At 61.5% G+C, this 17,430-nt stretch carries 20 protein-coding genes; 10 read left to right on the forward strand and 10 right to left on the reverse strand.

The window, feature by feature from the left end:
• Positions 1-6 precede the first annotated feature (6 nt).
• Positions 7-936 (reverse strand): LysR family transcriptional regulator, encoded by a 930-nt coding sequence (locus CIC12_RS29660; protein ID WP_168669622.1) that lies wholly within the window; start codon positions 934-936, stop codon positions 7-9.
• Between the two features lie 150 nt (positions 937-1,086).
• Here CIC12_RS29660 and CIC12_RS29665 point away from each other — a divergent pair, with 150 nt between their 5' ends.
• Positions 1,087-2,226 (forward strand): iron-containing alcohol dehydrogenase, encoded by a 1,140-nt coding sequence (locus CIC12_RS29665; RefSeq protein ID WP_168669624.1) that lies wholly within the window; start codon positions 1,087-1,089, stop codon positions 2,224-2,226.
• Here CIC12_RS29665 and CIC12_RS29670 read toward each other — a convergent pair.
• Positions 2,196-2,543 (reverse strand): hypothetical protein, encoded by a 348-nt coding sequence (locus CIC12_RS29670; RefSeq protein ID WP_168669568.1) that lies wholly within the window; start codon positions 2,541-2,543, stop codon positions 2,196-2,198. The genes CIC12_RS29665 and CIC12_RS29670 overlap by 31 nt on opposite strands.
• A gap of 370 nt (positions 2,544-2,913) precedes the next feature.
• Here CIC12_RS29670 and CIC12_RS29675 point away from each other — a divergent pair, with 370 nt between their 5' ends.
• From CIC12_RS29675 to CIC12_RS29695, 5 genes are all read left to right on the forward strand, one after another.
• Positions 2,914-3,798, forward strand: coding sequence for a manganese catalase family protein (locus CIC12_RS29675; protein ID WP_168669706.1), 885 nt, complete (start codon positions 2,914-2,916; stop codon positions 3,796-3,798).
• Between the two features lie 152 nt (positions 3,799-3,950).
• The gene (locus CIC12_RS29680; RefSeq protein ID WP_168669626.1) at positions 3,951-4,463 is read left to right on the forward strand and encodes a phasin family protein; all 513 of its coding nucleotides are present in this window, start codon (positions 3,951-3,953) and stop codon (positions 4,461-4,463) included.
• Between the two features lie 364 nt (positions 4,464-4,827).
• On the forward strand, positions 4,828-5,148 hold the full coding sequence (locus CIC12_RS33475) for a response regulator (RefSeq protein ID WP_342030588.1): 321 nt from the start codon (positions 4,828-4,830) through the stop codon (positions 5,146-5,148).
• A gap of 196 nt (positions 5,149-5,344) precedes the next feature.
• On the forward strand, positions 5,345-5,881 hold the full coding sequence (locus CIC12_RS29690) for a hemerythrin domain-containing protein (protein WP_168669628.1): 537 nt from the start codon (positions 5,345-5,347) through the stop codon (positions 5,879-5,881).
• A 53-nt stretch (positions 5,882-5,934) separates the two neighbouring features.
• The gene (locus tag CIC12_RS29695; RefSeq protein ID WP_168669630.1) at positions 5,935-7,683 is read left to right on the forward strand and encodes a RecQ family ATP-dependent DNA helicase; all 1,749 of its coding nucleotides are present in this window, start codon (positions 5,935-5,937) and stop codon (positions 7,681-7,683) included.
• 175 nt (positions 7,684-7,858) lie between these two features.
• Here CIC12_RS29695 and CIC12_RS33480 read toward each other — a convergent pair whose 3' ends face one another.
• The 3 genes from CIC12_RS33480 to CIC12_RS29705 form a co-directional block, all read right to left on the reverse strand.
• Entirely contained in the window at positions 7,859-8,167 is a 309-nt protein-coding gene (locus tag CIC12_RS33480) for a hypothetical protein (protein ID WP_238812959.1), read from the reverse strand.
• On the reverse strand, positions 8,164-8,538 hold the full coding sequence (locus tag CIC12_RS29700; RefSeq protein WP_168669632.1) for a phage holin family protein: 375 nt from the start codon (positions 8,536-8,538) through the stop codon (positions 8,164-8,166). The genes CIC12_RS33480 and CIC12_RS29700 overlap by 4 nt, the downstream gene beginning before the upstream one ends.
• 104 nt (positions 8,539-8,642) lie before the next feature.
• Positions 8,643-8,939 carry a CsbD family protein gene (locus CIC12_RS29705; RefSeq protein WP_168669634.1) on the reverse strand — a complete coding sequence of 99 codons (297 nt, stop codon included), beginning with the start codon at positions 8,937-8,939 and terminating at the stop codon, positions 8,643-8,645.
• A gap of 756 nt (positions 8,940-9,695) precedes the next feature.
• On the opposite strand from CIC12_RS29705, the gene CIC12_RS29710 reads away from it, so the two are divergent.
• The 4 genes from CIC12_RS29710 (at position 9,696) to CIC12_RS29725 (ending at position 13,086) form a co-directional block, all read left to right on the forward strand.
• Positions 9,696-10,397: a glycosyltransferase gene (locus tag CIC12_RS29710; protein WP_168669636.1), complete on the forward strand. Its 702-nt coding sequence runs from the start codon at positions 9,696-9,698 to the stop codon at positions 10,395-10,397.
• 177 nt (positions 10,398-10,574) lie between these two features.
• Positions 10,575-11,804, forward strand: a complete 1,230-nt coding sequence (locus tag CIC12_RS29715; RefSeq protein WP_168669708.1) for a DUF2252 domain-containing protein — start codon at positions 10,575-10,577, stop codon at positions 11,802-11,804.
• A 174-nt stretch (positions 11,805-11,978) separates the two neighbouring features.
• Complete coding sequence (locus CIC12_RS29720) at positions 11,979-12,416, forward strand: response regulator (RefSeq protein ID WP_168669638.1); 438 nt, start codon at positions 11,979-11,981, stop codon at positions 12,414-12,416.
• Positions 12,417-12,807: 391 nt separating this feature from the next.
• On the forward strand, positions 12,808-13,086 hold the full coding sequence (locus CIC12_RS29725) for a hypothetical protein (protein WP_168669640.1): 279 nt from the start codon (positions 12,808-12,810) through the stop codon (positions 13,084-13,086).
• Between the two features lie 272 nt (positions 13,087-13,358).
• Here the strand turns inward: CIC12_RS29725 and CIC12_RS29730 are convergent, their stop codons facing one another.
• From CIC12_RS29730 to CIC12_RS29750, 5 genes are all read right to left on the reverse strand, one after another.
• Complete coding sequence (locus CIC12_RS29730; RefSeq protein WP_168669642.1) at positions 13,359-14,276, reverse strand: YihY/virulence factor BrkB family protein; 918 nt, start codon at positions 14,274-14,276, stop codon at positions 13,359-13,361.
• Positions 14,277-14,393: 117 nt separating this feature from the next.
• Entirely contained in the window at positions 14,394-14,567 is a 174-nt protein-coding gene (locus CIC12_RS29735; RefSeq protein WP_168669644.1) for a hypothetical protein, read from the reverse strand.
• Positions 14,568-14,808: 241 nt separating this feature from the next.
• The gene (locus CIC12_RS29740) at positions 14,809-15,258 is read right to left on the reverse strand and encodes a DUF3597 domain-containing protein (protein ID WP_168669646.1); all 450 of its coding nucleotides are present in this window, start codon (positions 15,256-15,258) and stop codon (positions 14,809-14,811) included.
• Positions 15,259-15,463: 205 nt separating this feature from the next.
• Positions 15,464-16,375 carry a DUF72 domain-containing protein gene (locus CIC12_RS29745; RefSeq protein WP_168669648.1) on the reverse strand — a complete coding sequence of 304 codons (912 nt, stop codon included), beginning with the start codon at positions 16,373-16,375 and terminating at the stop codon, positions 15,464-15,466.
• Positions 16,376-16,441: 66 nt separating this feature from the next.
• Positions 16,442-17,059 (reverse strand): rhomboid family intramembrane serine protease, encoded by a 618-nt coding sequence (locus CIC12_RS29750; RefSeq protein WP_168669650.1) that lies wholly within the window; start codon positions 17,057-17,059, stop codon positions 16,442-16,444.
• Between the last annotated feature and the right edge of the window lie 371 nt (positions 17,060-17,430).

Consider the following 17,430-nt stretch of genomic DNA (forward strand, 5'->3'; position numbering starts at 1 on the left):
AAACACCTATTTGCGCCCGCACTCGACAATTGCGTCCATCAACATGCGTGCCCCGGGCGAGAGTGGCGCATCCCGTCGCGTGACCAGTTCGTAAGGCTCGCTTTTCGACGACAGTTGCAGCGGCAGCGTGCACGCGACCCCATGCTCGGTACAGAAACGCGCGACATCGATCGACACCAGCGCGACGAGCGACACGTTCTTCTGCAAGAGTGACAAGGTGGCGAACGCGGAAGTCGTCTCCAGCAGATGCGTGGGAAAGCGCAGCCCCGCGTCCTGGAATTCGCGTTCGAGCAGCAACCGCATCGGCATATTCGCGCGATAGACGACCCAGCGGTAATCGGCAAGATTCTTCAGCGACACCCGGCGCCGGCGCGCGAGCGGATGCGCCGTATTGGAGATGACCGCGAGCGTCTCGTCCTGGACGAACACGCTGTCGTACAGATAAGGCGTCTGACTCACGCTGGTGCGGCAAATGGCCAGATCCAGCCGGCCCGCATCGATCTGGCCGAGCAACGTGGCGCTCGTATCCTCGACGATCTCGACCGACATCTCCGGTTGTTCCGCGCTCACCGACGCGAGCGCATCGGTCAGAAGCGGCACCGCGCCCATGATGACGCCCACCGATACGCGCCCTCCATAACCCCGCATGATGCCGACAATCTCTTCGCGCAAGTGCGCGAGGTCGGTATGGATCAGCCGCGCGTAGCGGATCACGCAATGCCCGACCGGGTTGGGTGCGAGTCCACGATTGGTGCGCACGAAGAGCGGCGTGCCAAAGGTCGTCTCGATCTCGTGCAGGGCCTTGCTCGCGCCGGGTTGCGTCAATGCAAGCTGCTTTGCCGCGCCGAGCAGCGAGCTGTGCTCGCCGAGCGCGATCAGCAGACGCAGCTGTTTGACGTGCAGGCGCGACATGATCGAATTGAGCGTGGGGGTCATCAGGCTTGACGAAAAGTTATAGCGCTATCAAATGTTGTCAATATCGCGGCACGGGGACCGTCAATATACTAGACAAGGAACATGATTCACTCGCGCCGGCCGCTTTACCGGCCGGTAGCATCGCCCCCCTATAACTTTCTGTCAATCAACATGTCCCTGATCAACTACATCACGCAGATCCAGTTCGACTACGGTGCGATCCGTCTCATAGCCGCTGAATGTGAGCGCGTAGGCATCCGGCGGCCCTTGATCGTGACGGACGCGGGCATTCGCGCCGCCGGTATTCTGGACACCGTGCTCGCGGAGCTGTCCAGCGCGACACCCGTAAGCGTGTTCGACCGCACGCCGCCGAACCCGAACGAAGCGGCCGTGCGCGCCGCCGTCGCCCTGTATCGCACGCGCGAATGCGATGGCGTGATCGCGGTGGGCGGCGGCTCGTCGATCGATCTGGCGAAGGGCGTCGCCGTGTGCGCCACGCACAGCGGCCCGCTGCAGAGCTTCGCGCTCGTGGAAGGGGGCGCGGCGCGCATCACGTCGGCGACCGCGCCCGTCATCGCGATCCCTACCACGGCGGGAACCGGCAGCGAGGTCGGTCGCGGCGCGATCCTGATACTCGACGACGGCCGCAAGGTGGGCGTGCTGTCGCCTTATGTCGTGCCCAAGGTGGCGATTTGCGATCCGGAGTTGACGCTCGGCCTTCCGCCCAAACTCACGGCGGCCACCGGCATGGACGCGATTGCGCATTGCCTGGAAACCTTCATGGCGCCAGCGTTCAATCCACCCGCCGACGGCATCGCGCTCGACGGACTCTGGCGCGCATGGCGGCATATCGAACGCGCCACCCGCGATCCGTCCGACCGCACGGCGCGCCTGAACATGATGAGCGCGTCGATGCAGGGAGCGCTCGCGTTCCAGAAGGGGCTCGGTTGCGTGCACAGCCTCAGTCATTCGCTCGGCGGCATCGATCCGCGCCTTCACCACGGGACGCTCAACGCGGTTTTCCTGCCGGCGGTGATTGCCTTCAATCGCGATGCGCCGTCAATGCGGGAAGAACGCAAAATCGAGCGCCTCGCACAAGCGATGGGGCTGACCTCGGGCGACGAAGTCGGGCCCGCGGTCCGCACGATGACCGCGACGCTTGGCCTGCCGCGCGGTCTTGCCGAACTCGGCGTGACGCGCGAGCTGTTTCCACGCATCGTCGCGGGCGCGCTCAAGGACCATAGCCATAAAACCAATCCGGTCGAGGCGTCGAGCGACGACTATCTCGCGATGCTCGAAGCGTCGATGTAAGGCGGTTCACGGCAGAACATCACCCCGTCCGCGTGTGCGAACGGCTCACTGGCAATCGCGGTGAGCCCGGGGACACGCCCGGCGACATAAAAACCATGCAGACGGCAAAGAAGTGAAGCCCGCGTGTGCGGCGCATCCAGCGCGTCGCCATGTTCCTGTTGGCGCTCGCACGCTGTATCAACTGCGGTGTGCGTGCCCAGATCAAGAAGACTTACGCTGCCAGATTTACTGCCTTGCAGGGACGGCAGGTACTTGGGCGTTGCGTCCGATAGGGAAAGGTTGCCATTGATCACCGGCCGTACCGCCACGTCCACCACGCACGTATTCTTCGAAAGATTGGGGAAAATCCACAGCTGTCGGCCACGCGGCCGTTGACCCGCAGACAGCCCAGTCGTGGTGCGTCAGAGCCAAAATCGGGCCGCACTGCGCCAACGCCGATCCGACCGACGTCCCGGGCATGACGCATGCGGAGTCCCAGACGCAGGTGTTTCCCGTTGCGTTCCTGCGCGCACATCACGCCAGAGCAGTTGCTCTGAGATCAGGGTCGGCGGCATTCCGCACACGCGTTCGTCATCGCCCATACATTCGATTTTCCATCCAAGGCGTCCTCTGTCCGAGTGTCTTCTGCCGCTCACGACGGGAAGAACTGCGGCGGTGGAACCCACAATCGTTTTCTGGAGAAATGCGATGTTTGTGCACAATAAACGGCTTCAGTACACGGTGCGCGTAGCGGCGCCCAATCCCGGTCTTGCCAATCTGCTGCTTGAGCAGTTCGGTGGCCCGCAGGGAGAACTGGCGGCTGCGTGTAGGTATTTCACACAGGCGGTAAGCGAAGACGACCCCGGCCGGCGCGACATGCTGTTCGACATCGCGACCGAAGAACTCAGTCACCTGGAAATCATCGGTTCGATCGTCGCGATGCTCAACAAGGGCGCCAAAGGCCAGCTTGCAGAAGGCGTCGAGGAGGAAGCCGCGCTTTATCGTTCGCTGACCGGCGGCGGCAATGACTCGCACACCACGGCGCTCCTGTACGGCGGTGGCCCCGCGCTGACCAACTCCGCGGGCGTGCCTTGGACCGCCGCTTACATCGACACGATCGGAGAGCCGACCGCGGACTTGCGATCGAACATCGCCGCGGAAGCGCGCGCGAAGATCGTCTACGAGCGCCTGCTCAATGTGACCGATGACCCGGGCATCAAGGAGGCCCTCGGTTTTCTGATGACCCGTGAAATTGCCCATCAGAAATCATTTGAAAAAGCCTTGCATTCGATCCAGCCGAATTTCCCCCAAGGCAAATTGCCGGGTGTTCCCGAATTTACCAACGTCTACTACAACATGTCCGATGACGAGGACGCGCCGCGTGGTCCGTGGAATGATGGACCGGGATGGGAATTCGTCGACAAGCCGCAACCGGCAGTCGACGGCGGCGACGGCCTCGCGAGCGTTCAGGTTTCGGAAAAAGAACTCGAGGTGTTGGGCGCGATGGCGTCGCGCACGGCTTCCGCGACCGAAACCGACCCGGTCACCGGCGCAGACCTGGGCGCTGGACAGGATGCAACAGTAGCGAAATAAAAGCACTGAGAGCGTAGTCACCGTCGCCGGGAGAGCCATGCCGGCAACGGTGCATGATGTCGAATTCATCCGCACAGCACGAATGGCGCGACAGGGTCGCCCAGACGGCGCCGTTTACGGCGCTGTGCACGCCCAACTATAGCGGAGCCTCTATGTACCTTGATACTGCCGATCAGCTTTCCTCGCGTCGACGTGACGCTGCCGTCAACGCGGCCTTCGATTGCAACGCCGAAGTTTTCGACGGGATCACCAAAGTTGTTGAGCTCAACATACAGACGGTAAAAACATCATTATCCGAGCAGCAGGCGATGGCCGACGCTGCACTTTCTGCACAATCGCTCAGTGCAGTGATCGATCTCCAGTCGCGGCAATTCCCGGCTGCCGTTAAAAAGACGTTTGCTTATTGGCGGCACGTGGAAGATATCGCTGTGCAGACCGGAATCGGGCTATTCACAGCGATGCAGACACACGTTGGCAGCGTTCTCACGACGTTCGCCGACATGGCCGACGTTGCGCCCGGCACGGCGGCCACTCAGGAGGGGCTCGGCAAGTGGAGCGTGTTCGTGACAGGGCAACCGGCGGTCGACCCCGCGCAGCCGGGGGGCATCGTAGATAGCTCGGGCAACGCCGTTTCTTCGGCCGAGGTGCGCGGCGACCTGCACTAGCATCGGATCAGCGCCCGCCGGCAGGCGGGCCTTGACCCGCCCCGCGCCACTCGCCCGCAGCGAAGCGGCCCGGCGCAGAGGCATGGGAACGATCGTTGCGCTTACCTGGTAGCGGTCCTCATGCCGATGCCCAACGCCAACGCCAATAGCGAGAGAAACCCGTGAACTCCCAACCCAAAAACCGTCAATGCCCGGACGATCCGTCCGGCAGCCGCCCCGACCGCCTGCGAGACGCGGTGCCGGTTCGCGTGCTCGTTGTCGACGACTCCCGACCATCGGCAGACGCGCTCAGCGCTTATCTGCAGGCCGGCGGGATGAGCGTTCGGACCGTCTATCACGGTTCCGACGCGTTGAAGAAGCCAAAGTGTGGATTCCCGACTGCATTGTTCTCGATGTTGCCATGCCCGGTTTATCCGGCATAGGCGTCGCGGCGGCGCTCAGGCGGATCGAGGCGACGGCGAGAATACCTCTTCTGGCCTTTACTGCGTTCGATACCGCCGATCACATCCGTGAAATGAAGGAGGTCGGCTTTGACGCCGTTTGCCGCAAGCCAGCTGAGTTAAGCCGGCTCGAGAACATGATTTTCAGGCTGGTCGGCCGTGGAGCAGTCAATGGCTTTCCGGTGCCGGCGGCGGCGCGGCTTGTGCCGCGCGACCTGGGACTGGACACGCTCGATCGACATTAGCGTCTGGGTCCTCTGCCGGGTGGATGCATCCGCTTTGCAAATGCGTCCAGTAGAAGCGAACGCGTCTTCACGGCGAAGTGTCGATTGCGACTTTGCGCCTTGCTGCTTCGTCCGCCACCAGGCATATGCCTTGCTAAATATGGAATCGGCTCCGGCATTTCGTCCGGGAGCCAAACGGCATCCCCAGGAGACAAGCATGGAAGCGACAAAACAGGACAATGTAGAGGCAGGATCCGGTTCGCCGGACGCGCTGGCTATGCTCGAGGCAGACCATCGCGCGGTTGAAAAACTTTTCAAGGCGTTCGAGAAAACCGCCGACGACGACCTCGAAGCGAAGGCCGCACTGGCTCAACGCGCGTGCGAAGAGCTGTCGATTCACACGATGCTCGAAGAAGAGCTGCTTTACCCGGCCGCTCACGAGGCGTTGCCGGACAGCGACAAGATCGACGTCGAAGAAGCGTATGTCGAGCACTTTCTGGTCAAGACCCTGATCGCGAAGTTCGAAACGATGAAGGTGGGCGACAAGGGCTTCGACGCAACCTTCAAGGTGATGAGCGAAATGGTGAACCATCACGTCGAGGAAGAAGAGAAAGAACTCTTCCCGGAACTGCGCAAGTCGACATGCAATTTGCGCGCGCTTGGCGACGGGATGGCCAAACGCAAGGCGCAGTTGCAAAGCAAGCTCGATAAGGCGGGTAGCAAGGCGGTGGGCGACAAGACCGCGACGCTTTGAATGTTGGAGCGCAACAGCCTGTCGCGCACGCTAACGGAAAATAGAACACATCCATGACGCTAGAGCAGCGGCTTCGCAGCATGCGCAAGACGATGCGTGACATGTTCGGCATTGCACGACTACGCGCCGGTCAGGAAGACATCATTCGCAGCGTGCTGGAACGGCGCGATACGCTGGCGACGATGCCAACAGGCGCCGGCAAATCCCTCTGTTACCAGTTGCCGGCATTGCATCTCGACGGTACGACGCTGGTCGTGTCGCCGCTCATCGCGCTCATGAAAGATCAGGCGGACAAACTGCTGGCAGCGGGCATCGAGTGCACGTTGGTCAACAGCACGTTGCGCGAGCGCGAAGAACGCGAGGCGTTGCAACGCATTCTGGATGGCAACAGCGGCATCGTTTTCGTTACGCCGGAACGGCTCGCGCAGCCCGCGTTCATGAAGGTATTGCAGGCCGGCGGAGCGCAAAGCGTAGGGCTGGTGGTAGTCGACGAAGCGCATTGCGTATCGCAATGGGGCCACGACTTTCGGCCCGCGTTTCTCGGGATCGCCGGCGCCGTCAAGGCGCTCGGCCAGCCACCGGTACTCGCTTTGACCGCGACTGCAACCCAGCCTGTGCTCGACGATGTCACGCGTTCGTTGGGATTGCGTGACCCGCGCATCGTCCGCACGGGCACGTTGCGGGAGAACTTGCGTTATCGCGTCGTACAGGTCAGCGTGGGTGGCGGTAAAGATGGCGCCGAGCGGGCCGCCCAGGCCAAGCGCGAACAGTTGCGGGAGGTGATCGCGTCGAACGCGGGGAGCGGCATTATCTACACCGCGACGGTACGCGAAGCCGAGGGCATTTACGCGTGGCTCGCGGATGCGCAAGAGTCAGTGGCGCTCTACCATGGCAAGCTGGCTCCGAGCGCGCGGGACGCTGCGCAGGACGCGTTCATGTCGGGCGGGGCGCGGCTCATGGTCGCCACCAACGCGTTCGGCATGGGCATCGACAAAGCCGATATCCGTTTCGTGGTCCATTATCAGATGCCTGGCAGCCTTGATGCCTACTACCAGGAAACCGGCCGCGCCGGTCGCGATGGCGAACCCGCCGACTGCGTGCTGCTATTCGATCTGAATGACCGGCGCATCCAGCAGTTCTTTCTCGCTGGCAGGTATCCGAGCGTCGAACTGGCGCAGCGCCTGTACGACACACTCGCAGCCCGCTGCAAAGAAGCGGGCGCGGGCGCCACGTTCGTCGAACTCAAGGACGCGCTGCCCGACGTGGGCCGCGGCAAACTGGAGGTTGCGCTCAACATGCTGGTCGAGGCACGGATTGCGGCGCGCGACCGGCAGCGGCGCTATCGCCTGCGAGCACGCGACGGTGCCCGAAATAGCGCGCACGAAGCGGTGGCGAAAGCCGCCGGACAATTCGAAGCAAGGAGCGTTCGCGACAAGGAAACACTGCAACAGATGATCGATTACGCGCAGAGCGGTCAGTGCCGTTGGCGCGTGATACTGGCGTACTACGGCGACACACCGTCGATGCGGCGCTGCGGCGTGTGCGACAACTGCCTGAACCCGCCACAAATCGCGCCGGTGGAGCGGTCGATCACGGTGCGCGGCGCATTGGTCGACGCGGAAGTAGCCGACGGGGCGTCGAAGCCGCAACCCTGGTCACCCGGCGACGCGGTGCGCGTGCCAAGGTTCGGCTCGGGAGAGGTCGCGTTGGTAAGCGGCGAGCAGGTCGCGATCGTGTTTCCGGACGGCAGGACCCGGACGTTCATGGCGAGCTACGTGCGGGCGGCACGGCGGCCGGTTTAGCTCATCTGTGTGGCAATTCAGCTTTCATCCGGACAGCGGGGGGCAGGCGGTCGAAGGGCGGGCAAGCGCTGCCCTGACCCAGCCGCCGCGATGCGCGACTACGCGGACTTCACTGTGCAGACACACGGCGTGACCTTCCGCACGGACGTAGCCGCGCCAGCCTTCACGCGGCGACTTAAACGTCCTGGGTGATTGCTTTGCGCGCGGCACGCCCTAGCCATGCGGTAATTCCCGAGCGGCCCACAATGCCGACGGTGCGCCTCGGTCCGAGGACGATTGCGCCAACACACAACGCAAGGAGAAGCGTCACGCGCGGTGCCTCTGCCAACGAAGTCACGACACTGGCCACCGTCGAGCGCGTCTGCCCGCGAACAACCGGAACCGCTGGTGGAGCACGGTTCGCTACGAGCAACGCCTCGCGCGACGCTGCCATGCGCAGCAGGATGGCGGCCTGCGCGTCCCTGGAGGTACGTTCGTGGTTCAACTCAGTGCCTCCTTCAGTGTGTCGAGATCGTCCCGGATTTCTCTCTGCAAAACGTGAAGCGATCGTCCAGGTTTCTGTGACCGGACGACAGCGAGGGACACGATAGATATAACCAGCCACATTGCTGCAACGCCCCATACAACGTGTAGAAAATAGGGCGTTCCCCAAGCCGTCGCGATGACCGCGATGCACACAAACGAAAGGGTGAAAAGGCCGGCGACCGCGAGGGCGACGAGTGCGCTTAACTCGCGGACAAGGCGTTTGCGGGTCTCCTCCAGTTCGACACCGAGGAGTTCGCCATAGTCGGTGGCCCGTTCGACACAGAATCTGCCGACGTTGCGCCACTGTGTGACTTTCGAACGCATGGACATAGCGGGACTCCTCGATATAGTTTGGTTCGCAGACGCGGCAATGGCCAGTCAACCGCTGTCGTCCGTACCTCACCATTCGCGACGAAGTACAGACGCCAATCGTCTTAGTCCCGGTCTCTCCAGCTGTCCCTTGGATTATCGGGCCTCCCCCGGTTCGCCGAACGTAGCGCCCCGAGTACAAAGCCGATGCCGGCAGCAATCGCCAGTGCAGCGAATGGCCGCTCCACCGTGGTTTCGCGAACGACATCGGCGATGTCGGCATAGAGTTGCTGTGCCTTTCCGCTCAGCTCCCTGGCCTTGCCGCTGACTTGCGCGCCGGCATCACCGAGCAACTCGCCGGCGGCTTGCTGTACGTCGCCGACAGCCTCGCGTAGTGCTCCTTCTCCTTTCGTCGTTTCCATTGCCTACTCCTCAAGTGGGTGCGATCGGGCCGCACAGGGAAATGCGTCTATTTGCACAGTCGAGCCTTCGCTATTCGCACAGCGTTCACCCGATGGGCGGTACGCCGTGCCAGATAATGCGCAAAAGTCGGACCCGCCTTGATGGTCCGCCGCTCGGTGTGAATCCCCGGCACCGAAAGTAACGTCCGAGGATTCTGATTCGCGCGCCAGGCGCAGCAGTTCGCTCGTCCCTTGCAACTGACTATGCCCGACCACGTCGTCCGGACCAAGACTCCGGCAACACGCCGGACACCCCGGCTTCATGGTGGCAAAGAGAACGTTCTCTCCGTCGTATGTACCGGCGTGGGTTAAGTTGCGCAGTCGCGCCTGATGCCCACCGGCTCGAAAAGCGCCCACCTCTACCGTTTCGATGAGGGCTCCCCGATGTCCGCATGAGCATTCGACGTAGGTGAAGATCCGGGTTTTCATGTTGGCCTCCTGCTGGTCACCTCCCATGCCGCATGAATTGGGCCACTCAGCCATCCTGTGATCGTTGCCTTATATGAAAACGCCGCGCACGTCGCTGCAAGGAGCGGGCACAAGTTGTGCGAAGTGTCGGGGCGGCACTGTCTGTCGGTGCGACGACGACATAGCCATGCATAAGCCGTCCAGTCCGACGACGGTGCCTAACGCGTTTCATACCGGTCGGCGTGTTCGGGAAGTAGTGGCCGGTCGCCAGGCGCGGAGCGCTCGGACCGAGAGGAACAGGAGAAGACCATGCTCGGTGTCGTCATTCCAGCTCATAACGAAGCCGACTATATTGGCTCGTGCGTGCGCTCGGTCATCGAGGCCGCACGGCATCCGGCGCTCGGTGGCGAACAGGTCAGCATCTTTGTGGTCCTCGATAGCTGTACTGACGCAACCGGTGACGTTGCCCGTGCACTCGACGCACATGTCCTACTTGTCGAGACCCGCAATGTAGGCGTCGCGCGCGCGACGGGGGCCGCTGCCGCGTTGGCTCAGCGCGCACGGTGGCTCGCCTTTACGGATGCTGACACTACCGTCGCGCCGGACTGGCTGGTCCAGCAACTACTCTGCCGCGCGGACGCCGTCTGTGGCGTGATCAGTGTGACCGACTGGGGTGGCCATAGTGACGCCGTGCGCGAAAACTTCGTGACGACGTATCGCGATGCCGACGGTCATCGCCATATTCACGGTGCAAATCTGGGCGTGTCCGCAAGCGCTTATGCGCTGGTAAAGGGCTTTCAGCCCCTTGCAACGAACGAGGACGTTGCTCTGGTGGAGGCGTTGATCGCCGCCGGGGCGACGGTTGCATGGAGCGCCGCTCCCCGTGTGATTACCAGCGCGAGACTGGATTCGCGAGCCCCCGGTGGATTCGGCGATGCATTGCGTCAGGTGAGTCGCCGATTGGCGGCGACCGAGCTCAAAACAGCGGCGCTTACGGCTTGCGGACGGTGAGCTCGCGCGAAAAATAGAGTGGCCGTGCACGGGATCACGCGGCGTCTGTCGAGTGCCGGTCGCGTCGCTCGCATCGATCTCTTCGCAAACGCGTTAGAACTTGCACGTTGGCGAGCAGGAACATCACGGTTGCCTCTCGCCAAAAAACTGAAATTCGAATTGCTCGGGGGAAACGCTATGGCCCAAAAAGCCGGTAAGAACAGGAAAGTGCCTGACTTCAAGAGTCGGCAGGCCGTATTGACGGCGCTACGCAATACAAAGATGGCCCGCTCAGCGCACGCGTATGTGCGTGGCAATACGATGAAATTCTATGAATGGCTTGAGACCCGTCACACTCAATCATTGCCAGAAGGCCCTCCCATCTGGATATGTGGCGACTGCCACACGGGCAATCTCGGCCCCGTTGCCGATGCGCAGGGTCGTGTGGAAATTCAGATTCGCGACCTCGACCAGACTGTGATCGGAAATCCGGCGCACGATCTGATCCGGCTGGGGCTGTCGCTTGCCACGGCTGCGCGCGGTTCCGACTTGCCAGGGCTCACGACGGTCCACATGATGGAAGCGCTCGCCGATGGATATGAACGCGCGCTGGAGCGGGAATCGAAGGGCAAGGAAACAGATCTGGAAAAGAAGCCGGCGACGGTGCGCGTCGTCATGCAGGAAGCGGTGCGCCGTTCGTGGAAGCACCTGGCCGTCGAGCGTCTCGACGACATCACGCCCACGATACCGCTAGGCAAGCGATTCTGGCCGCTTACAAAGGACGAAGCGGTCGAAATCGCGGCGCTGTTCGAGAAGGAATCGATAAGCCAGCTCGCGACCAGTCTGCGTGGGAGAAAGGATGACGGTCAGGTGTCGGTGCTCGACGCCGCCTATTGGGTCAAAGGTTGCAGCTCACTCGGCCGTCTGCGGTACGCCGTTCTGCTCGATGTCGATGGCGGCGTCATTGAGGGAGATGATCTCTGCCTGATCGACATCAAGGAAGGGTTGAAGGCCGCAGCACCGAGATATGCGGGCGCTGGCATGCCGAAAGACAATGCCGAGCGTGTCGTCGAAGGGGCGCGGCATTTATCGCCATTTCTCGGCGAGAGGATGCGCGCGGACCGGGTGCAGGATCGTTCAGTGGTGATCCGGGAATTGCTCCCACAGGACATCAAACTCGAGATCGATCAATTGAGCCAGTCGGAAGCGATGGACGTCGCGCGCTATCTGGCGCAGGTCGTCGGCAAAGCGCATGGGCGGCAGATGAATCACGCCACTCGGGCGGCGTGGCTCAAGGAGGTGCGGCGCGGTCGCTCGAAAACCATTGATACGCCGTCGTGGCTCTGGAATGGCGTTGTCGAACTTCTCGGCAGCCATGAGGTGGCTTATCTGGAGCACTGTCGCCGGTATGCGTTGGAGACAGCGTAGATCATTTCGGCTCGCGGTACGTGGGGCAGATGGTGGAACGCGGACGCTCTTGCGAGTCGAGGCGTGTCTTCAGTCTCCAGTCCGCCTGTTCGCCCGCTCCAAACTGGGTAAGACTGCTCCGCCGTCACGGTACGGTTGTTGCGGCCATGGATGAACCGTTGCGGACCGCTTCCCATGCCAACGATTCTTTTAGTAGACAACGATCCGGACATCCTCGCCGCCTTGAGCGTCGCTATGGAGTGGCGCGGATATCGAGTCCGGTTATCGGGAGATGGCAAGGCCGCGCTGGAAATGGCGGGAAGGTGTTTGCCGGACCTGATTGTCACGGATTGCAGCATGCCGGAGATGGACGGCGTCGACTTGTGTCGGCGGCTCAAGTCATATCCAGCCCTTGCGTCGATCCCAGTCATCCTGGTCTCAGGACAAGTGCAGCCTGATCGGAAACCAGCCCTCTGGAGCGCGTTTTTCCAAAAGCCCGTAGATTTTGGCGCGTTTGAATCCACGGTGGGATTGCTGCTGTTATCGCGACCTTTGCGCGAGATGCTTCGTCCTATGCGTTCCGACCGTGCAGCGTCGCGATGGCAGCCGGTATCGGCGGCGTTGATATCTTGAGCGCGCCGGGGCAATCGTCCTCGCCCGGTCGTCGAGGGTTTCAGGTAAGCATTGAATCTCCCGGCGGTGCGCTATCACACGATGCTGCCTGGGCGATGCTCCGCAGTTTAGATCGCAGAATCTCCGGTCACTGTCAAGCCGGCCCGCCCAGGTTTGCGCCCATTCGATTCACCGGGATATTGCAAGTTCTCCGACGGAAGTACGGCGAAGAGTTCGCTTCGCTCGAACACGTGGCCGGTATTTGAGCGCGAGGCAGGCTATTGCGACAATCTGCGGCCTTCAGCATGAGGGCTGCCTACTCGTCCGACCTACGGCATGCGAATTGCGGCGGATGTAGAGCGGGTTCGCACCTCCCGGTGCCAACGACCGCCCATGCCTTGAGGAGACTGTCATGCGAGTTGCGACGAAGGGACTTTTGTTTTCGGCATTATTTATCGGTATTGCAGGAAGCGTATATGCGCAAGGCGCCGGCGGCGGGGCGGCCGGTGGGCAAGGTGGCACGGGAATGAGCAAACCCAATGCGGCCGGTTCGACCGATACCGTTTCCGGTGCATCGGGTGCGAACACCATGGCGCCAGGCGGTACCGCCTCATCGCACAAGAAGATGCACAAGAAGCCAAGCGCCGCGACGCCGGCATCTGCAACCAATCCAGCTTCAGGCGGTAGTTGAAGAATGCAAGGGAGAAAGCGCGACAATCCGCCGTTCATGTCGTTCGTGAAAGAACATGAACAATACGGAGAAATGCAAACACACCGAGACGGCCCGTCTTGAGTTGCGTATCGCGGGTGGCGCTTGTCGTAGGAGCGCCACGTCGCTAGCATGCTCTACCTGAACTCGCGGCACGTTCGCATGGAGGAACTGACCGCGAGTTTCCCGGCTCTGCACGGCGGCACGGACGTAAGAAGATTGACGCTCGCTTCGGCAGACATTCAAGGCGCCCGTCAGGTGGTCCGATCCGGAGATTGCTGTCTTTCACTGGGCTTGTCGCTCGCCGTCTTCGACGCCTCCCTGAGAGCGGCGGTAACTTCCGAGCCGAATAAGAAAACGACTGCTGCAAAGAATAGCCACATCATCAGCACCGCCAGCGACCCTGCAGCGCCAAATGAGCTTGCCGTACCGGCATGGGCAAGATAGAACCCGAAGAGATGCCTCCCGGCGGTGAAGAGTGCTGAGGCAGTTACGCCGCCCACAAGCGCGTGACGAAAGTGCACATTGACGTCCGGCAGCCATTTGATAAGGGCGGCAAATCCAATTGCAAGCACAACCAGTCCGAGGACAGATTCGCCCACGAATGCGACAACAATTAATGCGGAATCCCCAAAAATCGCGTGACCGGCGAACTGTATGGCCGCGTCGAGAACCAGCGAGACGACTAGCAGGAAGCCGAGCCCCATCGCCATGCCGAAGGAAACCAGCCGCGCACGCAGTAGAAGCGCCAGTCCAGCAATGCCTTTAGCGGACTCTGCGTGGAACACGACGTCGAGTGCGGTGTTTAGAGACGAAAACGTGGCTGATGCACCGATGGCTAAAAGGGCAATGGAAAGCGCAGCGGCAACGCCGCTTCCGCTTGAAGTGTGCGCATGTTCGACGAGAGATTGCATCGCGCTTGCAGCGTCGTTGCCAAGAACGCCCTTGATCTGGTCAAAGAGCCGTCCCTTGGCCGCGTCCTGACCAAAAAACCATCCGGCGACAGCGAGAACGATGAGGAGCGTCGGCGCGAGCGAAAATGCGGAAAAAAAGCCGATGCTAGCCCCCATCATCGGGCAGCGGTCTTCCGAGAATTTGCTCAGCGCAGCTCGCCCTATGGACACCAATGACGGCTTGAGCGCAACGGCTCGACGGTTCGCTTGACTCGACATGGGGAACCTCACGTTTCAGGCCGTGCGGCCTCGTTGCGGTAAGCGACTCGCAGCTTTTTTCCCTTTGACGCCTCCGCGGCATCCTGCACGCCGACCGTGTTCACGTCTTGTCTCTGACTACGTCTGATCAGGCCGGTCCTCATCGACTTCCTCGCCGTCCTCTGACTCAATCCGGGTGGTGCCGCCGGTCGCTGGTGGGTCGCTGGCGGGAAAGGTGTCTTCAATGGCCTGGTCGACCTCGTCTTCGGACTTGTCGCTTGCAGAATTCTTCTGCTTTGGAGCGGTGGTCATTTGGATCTCCGGTTTCATGGACTGATTTGGGACGAGCAAGGCTTATTCCACGAAGTCGAGGCGTGCAAATCCGTTGAGACGGTTGTCAACCCGGCTGAGCGCGTGAGTAACGCCATGCCACTCCGCTTGAACTGGGCAAGCCGTTCGCGACACCGCATGAAGCACTCGCGGGCAAAAAAATGCCGCAGACCATGCCGCGGCAAGTGTCCCGCCGAGCATCACGCTCTTCAAGACAGGTTCATTATTTCAGCTCGTCGGGCACCTTGCCGCCATTCGCTGCGAGCTTCTGCATCACTTCCCGATGCAGCCAAACGTTCATAGCGGCGGAATCTTCGGTGCTGCCAGAGTAATGAAGTTCGGAGGCGAGTTGCTTTCGCGCATCGAGACTACTGTCCAGCCCCAGAAGTTTGAGCAGGTCTACGATCGACGTTCGCCAATTCAACTGTTGGCCGCTCCCTTCCTGCAGCCTGGTCAGCACCGCCTCAACATCGACCGTCGGCATTGGCGCAACCGAGGGTTGTGACGTCTGCGCCGAAACAGTGGGTGGCGTCGACGGGGTGCCTGCCGGTACCGTCGTGCTGCCGGGTGCTGATGCTGCAGTCGCGGCCGGGGCAGTCGTCGAGGCAGAGGTCGTGTTGGCGGGATGGTCGTGCGGGAAAATCTTGTTCAGGATAGTGGAAAAAATACTCATTTGTCGCTCCTTGGTCCGTGACCGTCCACTCGGGGCCGGTACTACGACCGCGCAACGGACATGCCCAGGCGCAAGTGCGATGAGTCGCGAGTAGGTCCGCCCGCAGCGGGAATTCCGCGGCTTGCGTCAGCGAACGCTTCAGCAACCGGTTGCCGTGCGTGGCCGCACCCGCCGCGAAGAGGCAGCCTGAAGATTGCTCTGAGCTTCACCATGCCGCTCGTGCTTGTTGAGCAAGTATTGCCATCAGGGTGCGCGCGTTTCGCTGACCCTGGTCTTCGCGGCAGTTATTGAAAATCACGTGCGTCGTTGCCACCTGCCTCGAGATATCGCGGATGGGTCCAGATAACTGCGTCAGTTCGCCCTCGCTGTAGTCGTAGTCGAAGCGTGTCGAGGCCGTGGAGGCACCGGTCGGGCTCCACGTATCCGCGTTGCGGCCATGCAGTCGCACGAACGCAAGATCAGGATTGGTCACTTCCCACACGGTATGCGCACGGTTCGTGACCTCTGCAGGCGCATCCATGATGACGTGTACGAGCTTGTATCGCCTAAGCAGGTCCAATGTGCTGGATGCGTGTTTGTCGTCCAGCCAGGAATTGTTGCGAAACTCTACCGCGACTGTGTATCCCTGCATTCGGTCCGCACACTCTTCGACGTGGGCGTTTCCTTCAGGGCTGCAACTCAGCCATGGAGCAAACTGAAAAAGAACCGCACCCAGTTTGCCGGCGCGGCGCAGTGGCTCGAGCGCATCGCGATAACGCCGCCAGAGTTCATCAAGTAACTCGTCTGGAATATCCCGGTAGTAGAGGTTCTTTTTGCCCGTCTCCGGGATCGCCGTCGCGATGTCCTTTGTCAGAGACTCCCGCACGGTCTGATGTCCGGTCAGAAGCCGAAACGCCTTGATATCGAAAGTAAAATCGCCGGGCGTGCGCTCCGCCCACAACGCCGCATTCGACGCAGAGGGCATCCCGTAGTAGCTGGAATCCACCTCCACCAGCGGAAACTGCGACGCATAGAATCGCAGTCGTGCCTCGGCGCTTCTACATTCGGGCGGATAGAAGCGCTTGCACGCGACGAGCGTCTTATCCGTCCAGCCAGCCGACCCGCAAAGTATTTTCACGATGCCCCCTGAACCGAGTGCGGTGCCCGCCGGACGACGATGGATTATCTCGTGGTGGCCGCGTCGTCACACATGTGATTGGCGGGAAGAGCCAAGGCGCGCGGCAATAACGCCGCCCAGCAGGCCGCCGAGATGACTTTGCCATGACAGGCCGGGATAGAGCGGCAAAACACCGAACAGCATGCTGAGGCCGAAGCTGCTTGCCACTAGCAATGCCACAAGTATCGAAACGATTTTGCGGGTGTAGTAACCTCGTGCAACCAGGTAGCCGGCATAGCCGAATACCACTCCGCTCGCGCCGATGTGCAGGGAGCCGGAGGCACCGAATAGCCACGCGCAGAGGCCGGCGCCAAGCATCGCGCCCGCGGTTGCCTCCCAGAAGTTCGCGATGCGAGGCCACATGCAGAGCCATCCGAGCACCAGCAGGCCGCCGGTGTTGGCCGCAATGTGCCCGACGCTTGCGTGTAGCCATGGGGCGAACAGGATGCCTTGCAAGCCGCCGAGCGAACGTGGCGCCACGCCGTGCCCATTCAAATTCAGGAACGGCATCACGACCGATAGGAAGAATACCGCCCACATCGAGCCGACGAACAGTGCGAGCAGCGCGACGCGTGCCTTGAGCCGGTTGGCTAGTGAGGCCTTGGCGGCAGTCGAGTTCCCAAGCCGTATCGTCGGTTGCGGCATGGCGCATTGCTCCGGACAGGGGTGCCGCGTCAGGAGCGCCGCTTGAGTACGCCGGCCTTCGGCGTGCCTAAACGTGCAGCATCTGAGGACAGGAAGTGACGCTCACTTTACCGTGTAAAAGGAGTTTTGGCATATCAGTCGCCCAGTCAAGGCCAGACGCGAGCAAGCCTCGCCAAATGGGGGCGCGGCGTATCGGCAACTTTTTTTCGCGATTCTTTCTTGCCGGTGATTCGTTCGACCGGCAATCTTGCGAAAGGCGTTTTCTGCGCGTCCCGCCCGACAGTCGCAGAAGCTAGCGTTCCACGCTCGCGCCATCGTGTGCCTGGGCTGCGTCATTCTGTGATTCCATCAACGGGTGACCGTTCCGGGAG

It is taken from the genome of Paraburkholderia sp. SG-MS1 (assembly GCF_012275575.1).
Taxonomy (GTDB): Bacteria; Pseudomonadota; Gammaproteobacteria; order Burkholderiales; family Burkholderiaceae; genus Paraburkholderia.

Coding starts and splice junctions, on each gene's coding strand:
- CIC12_RS29735 (WP_168669644.1), bottom strand. CDS start 14,567: ATGACCACCGCTCCAAAGCAGAAGAATTCTGCAAGCGACAAGTCCGAA.
- CIC12_RS29660 (WP_168669622.1), bottom strand. CDS start 936: ATGACCCCCACGCTCAATTCGATCATGTCGCGCCTGCACGTCAAACAG.
- CIC12_RS29665 (WP_168669624.1), top strand. CDS start 1,087: ATGTCCCTGATCAACTACATCACGCAGATCCAGTTCGACTACGGTGCG.
- CIC12_RS29725 (WP_168669640.1), top strand. CDS start 12,808: ATGCGAGTTGCGACGAAGGGACTTTTGTTTTCGGCATTATTTATCGGT.
- CIC12_RS29690 (WP_168669628.1), top strand. CDS start 5,345: ATGGAAGCGACAAAACAGGACAATGTAGAGGCAGGATCCGGTTCGCCG.
- CIC12_RS29750 (WP_168669650.1), bottom strand. CDS start 17,059: ATGCCGCAACCGACGATACGGCTTGGGAACTCGACTGCCGCCAAGGCC.
- CIC12_RS29695 (WP_168669630.1), top strand. CDS start 5,935: ATGACGCTAGAGCAGCGGCTTCGCAGCATGCGCAAGACGATGCGTGAC.
- CIC12_RS29730 (WP_168669642.1), bottom strand. CDS start 14,276: ATGTCGAGTCAAGCGAACCGTCGAGCCGTTGCGCTCAAGCCGTCATTG.
- CIC12_RS29715 (WP_168669708.1), top strand. CDS start 10,575: ATGGCCCAAAAAGCCGGTAAGAACAGGAAAGTGCCTGACTTCAAGAGT.
- CIC12_RS29675 (WP_168669706.1), top strand. CDS start 2,914: ATGTTTGTGCACAATAAACGGCTTCAGTACACGGTGCGCGTAGCGGCG.
- CIC12_RS29720 (WP_168669638.1), top strand. CDS start 11,979: ATGCCAACGATTCTTTTAGTAGACAACGATCCGGACATCCTCGCCGCC.
- CIC12_RS29680 (WP_168669626.1), top strand. CDS start 3,951: ATGTACCTTGATACTGCCGATCAGCTTTCCTCGCGTCGACGTGACGCT.
- CIC12_RS29705 (WP_168669634.1), bottom strand. CDS start 8,939: ATGGAAACGACGAAAGGAGAAGGAGCACTACGCGAGGCTGTCGGCGAC.
- CIC12_RS29740 (WP_168669646.1), bottom strand. CDS start 15,258: ATGAGTATTTTTTCCACTATCCTGAACAAGATTTTCCCGCACGACCAT.
- CIC12_RS29710 (WP_168669636.1), top strand. CDS start 9,696: ATGCTCGGTGTCGTCATTCCAGCTCATAACGAAGCCGACTATATTGGC.
- CIC12_RS29700 (WP_168669632.1), bottom strand. CDS start 8,538: ATGTCCATGCGTTCGAAAGTCACACAGTGGCGCAACGTCGGCAGATTC.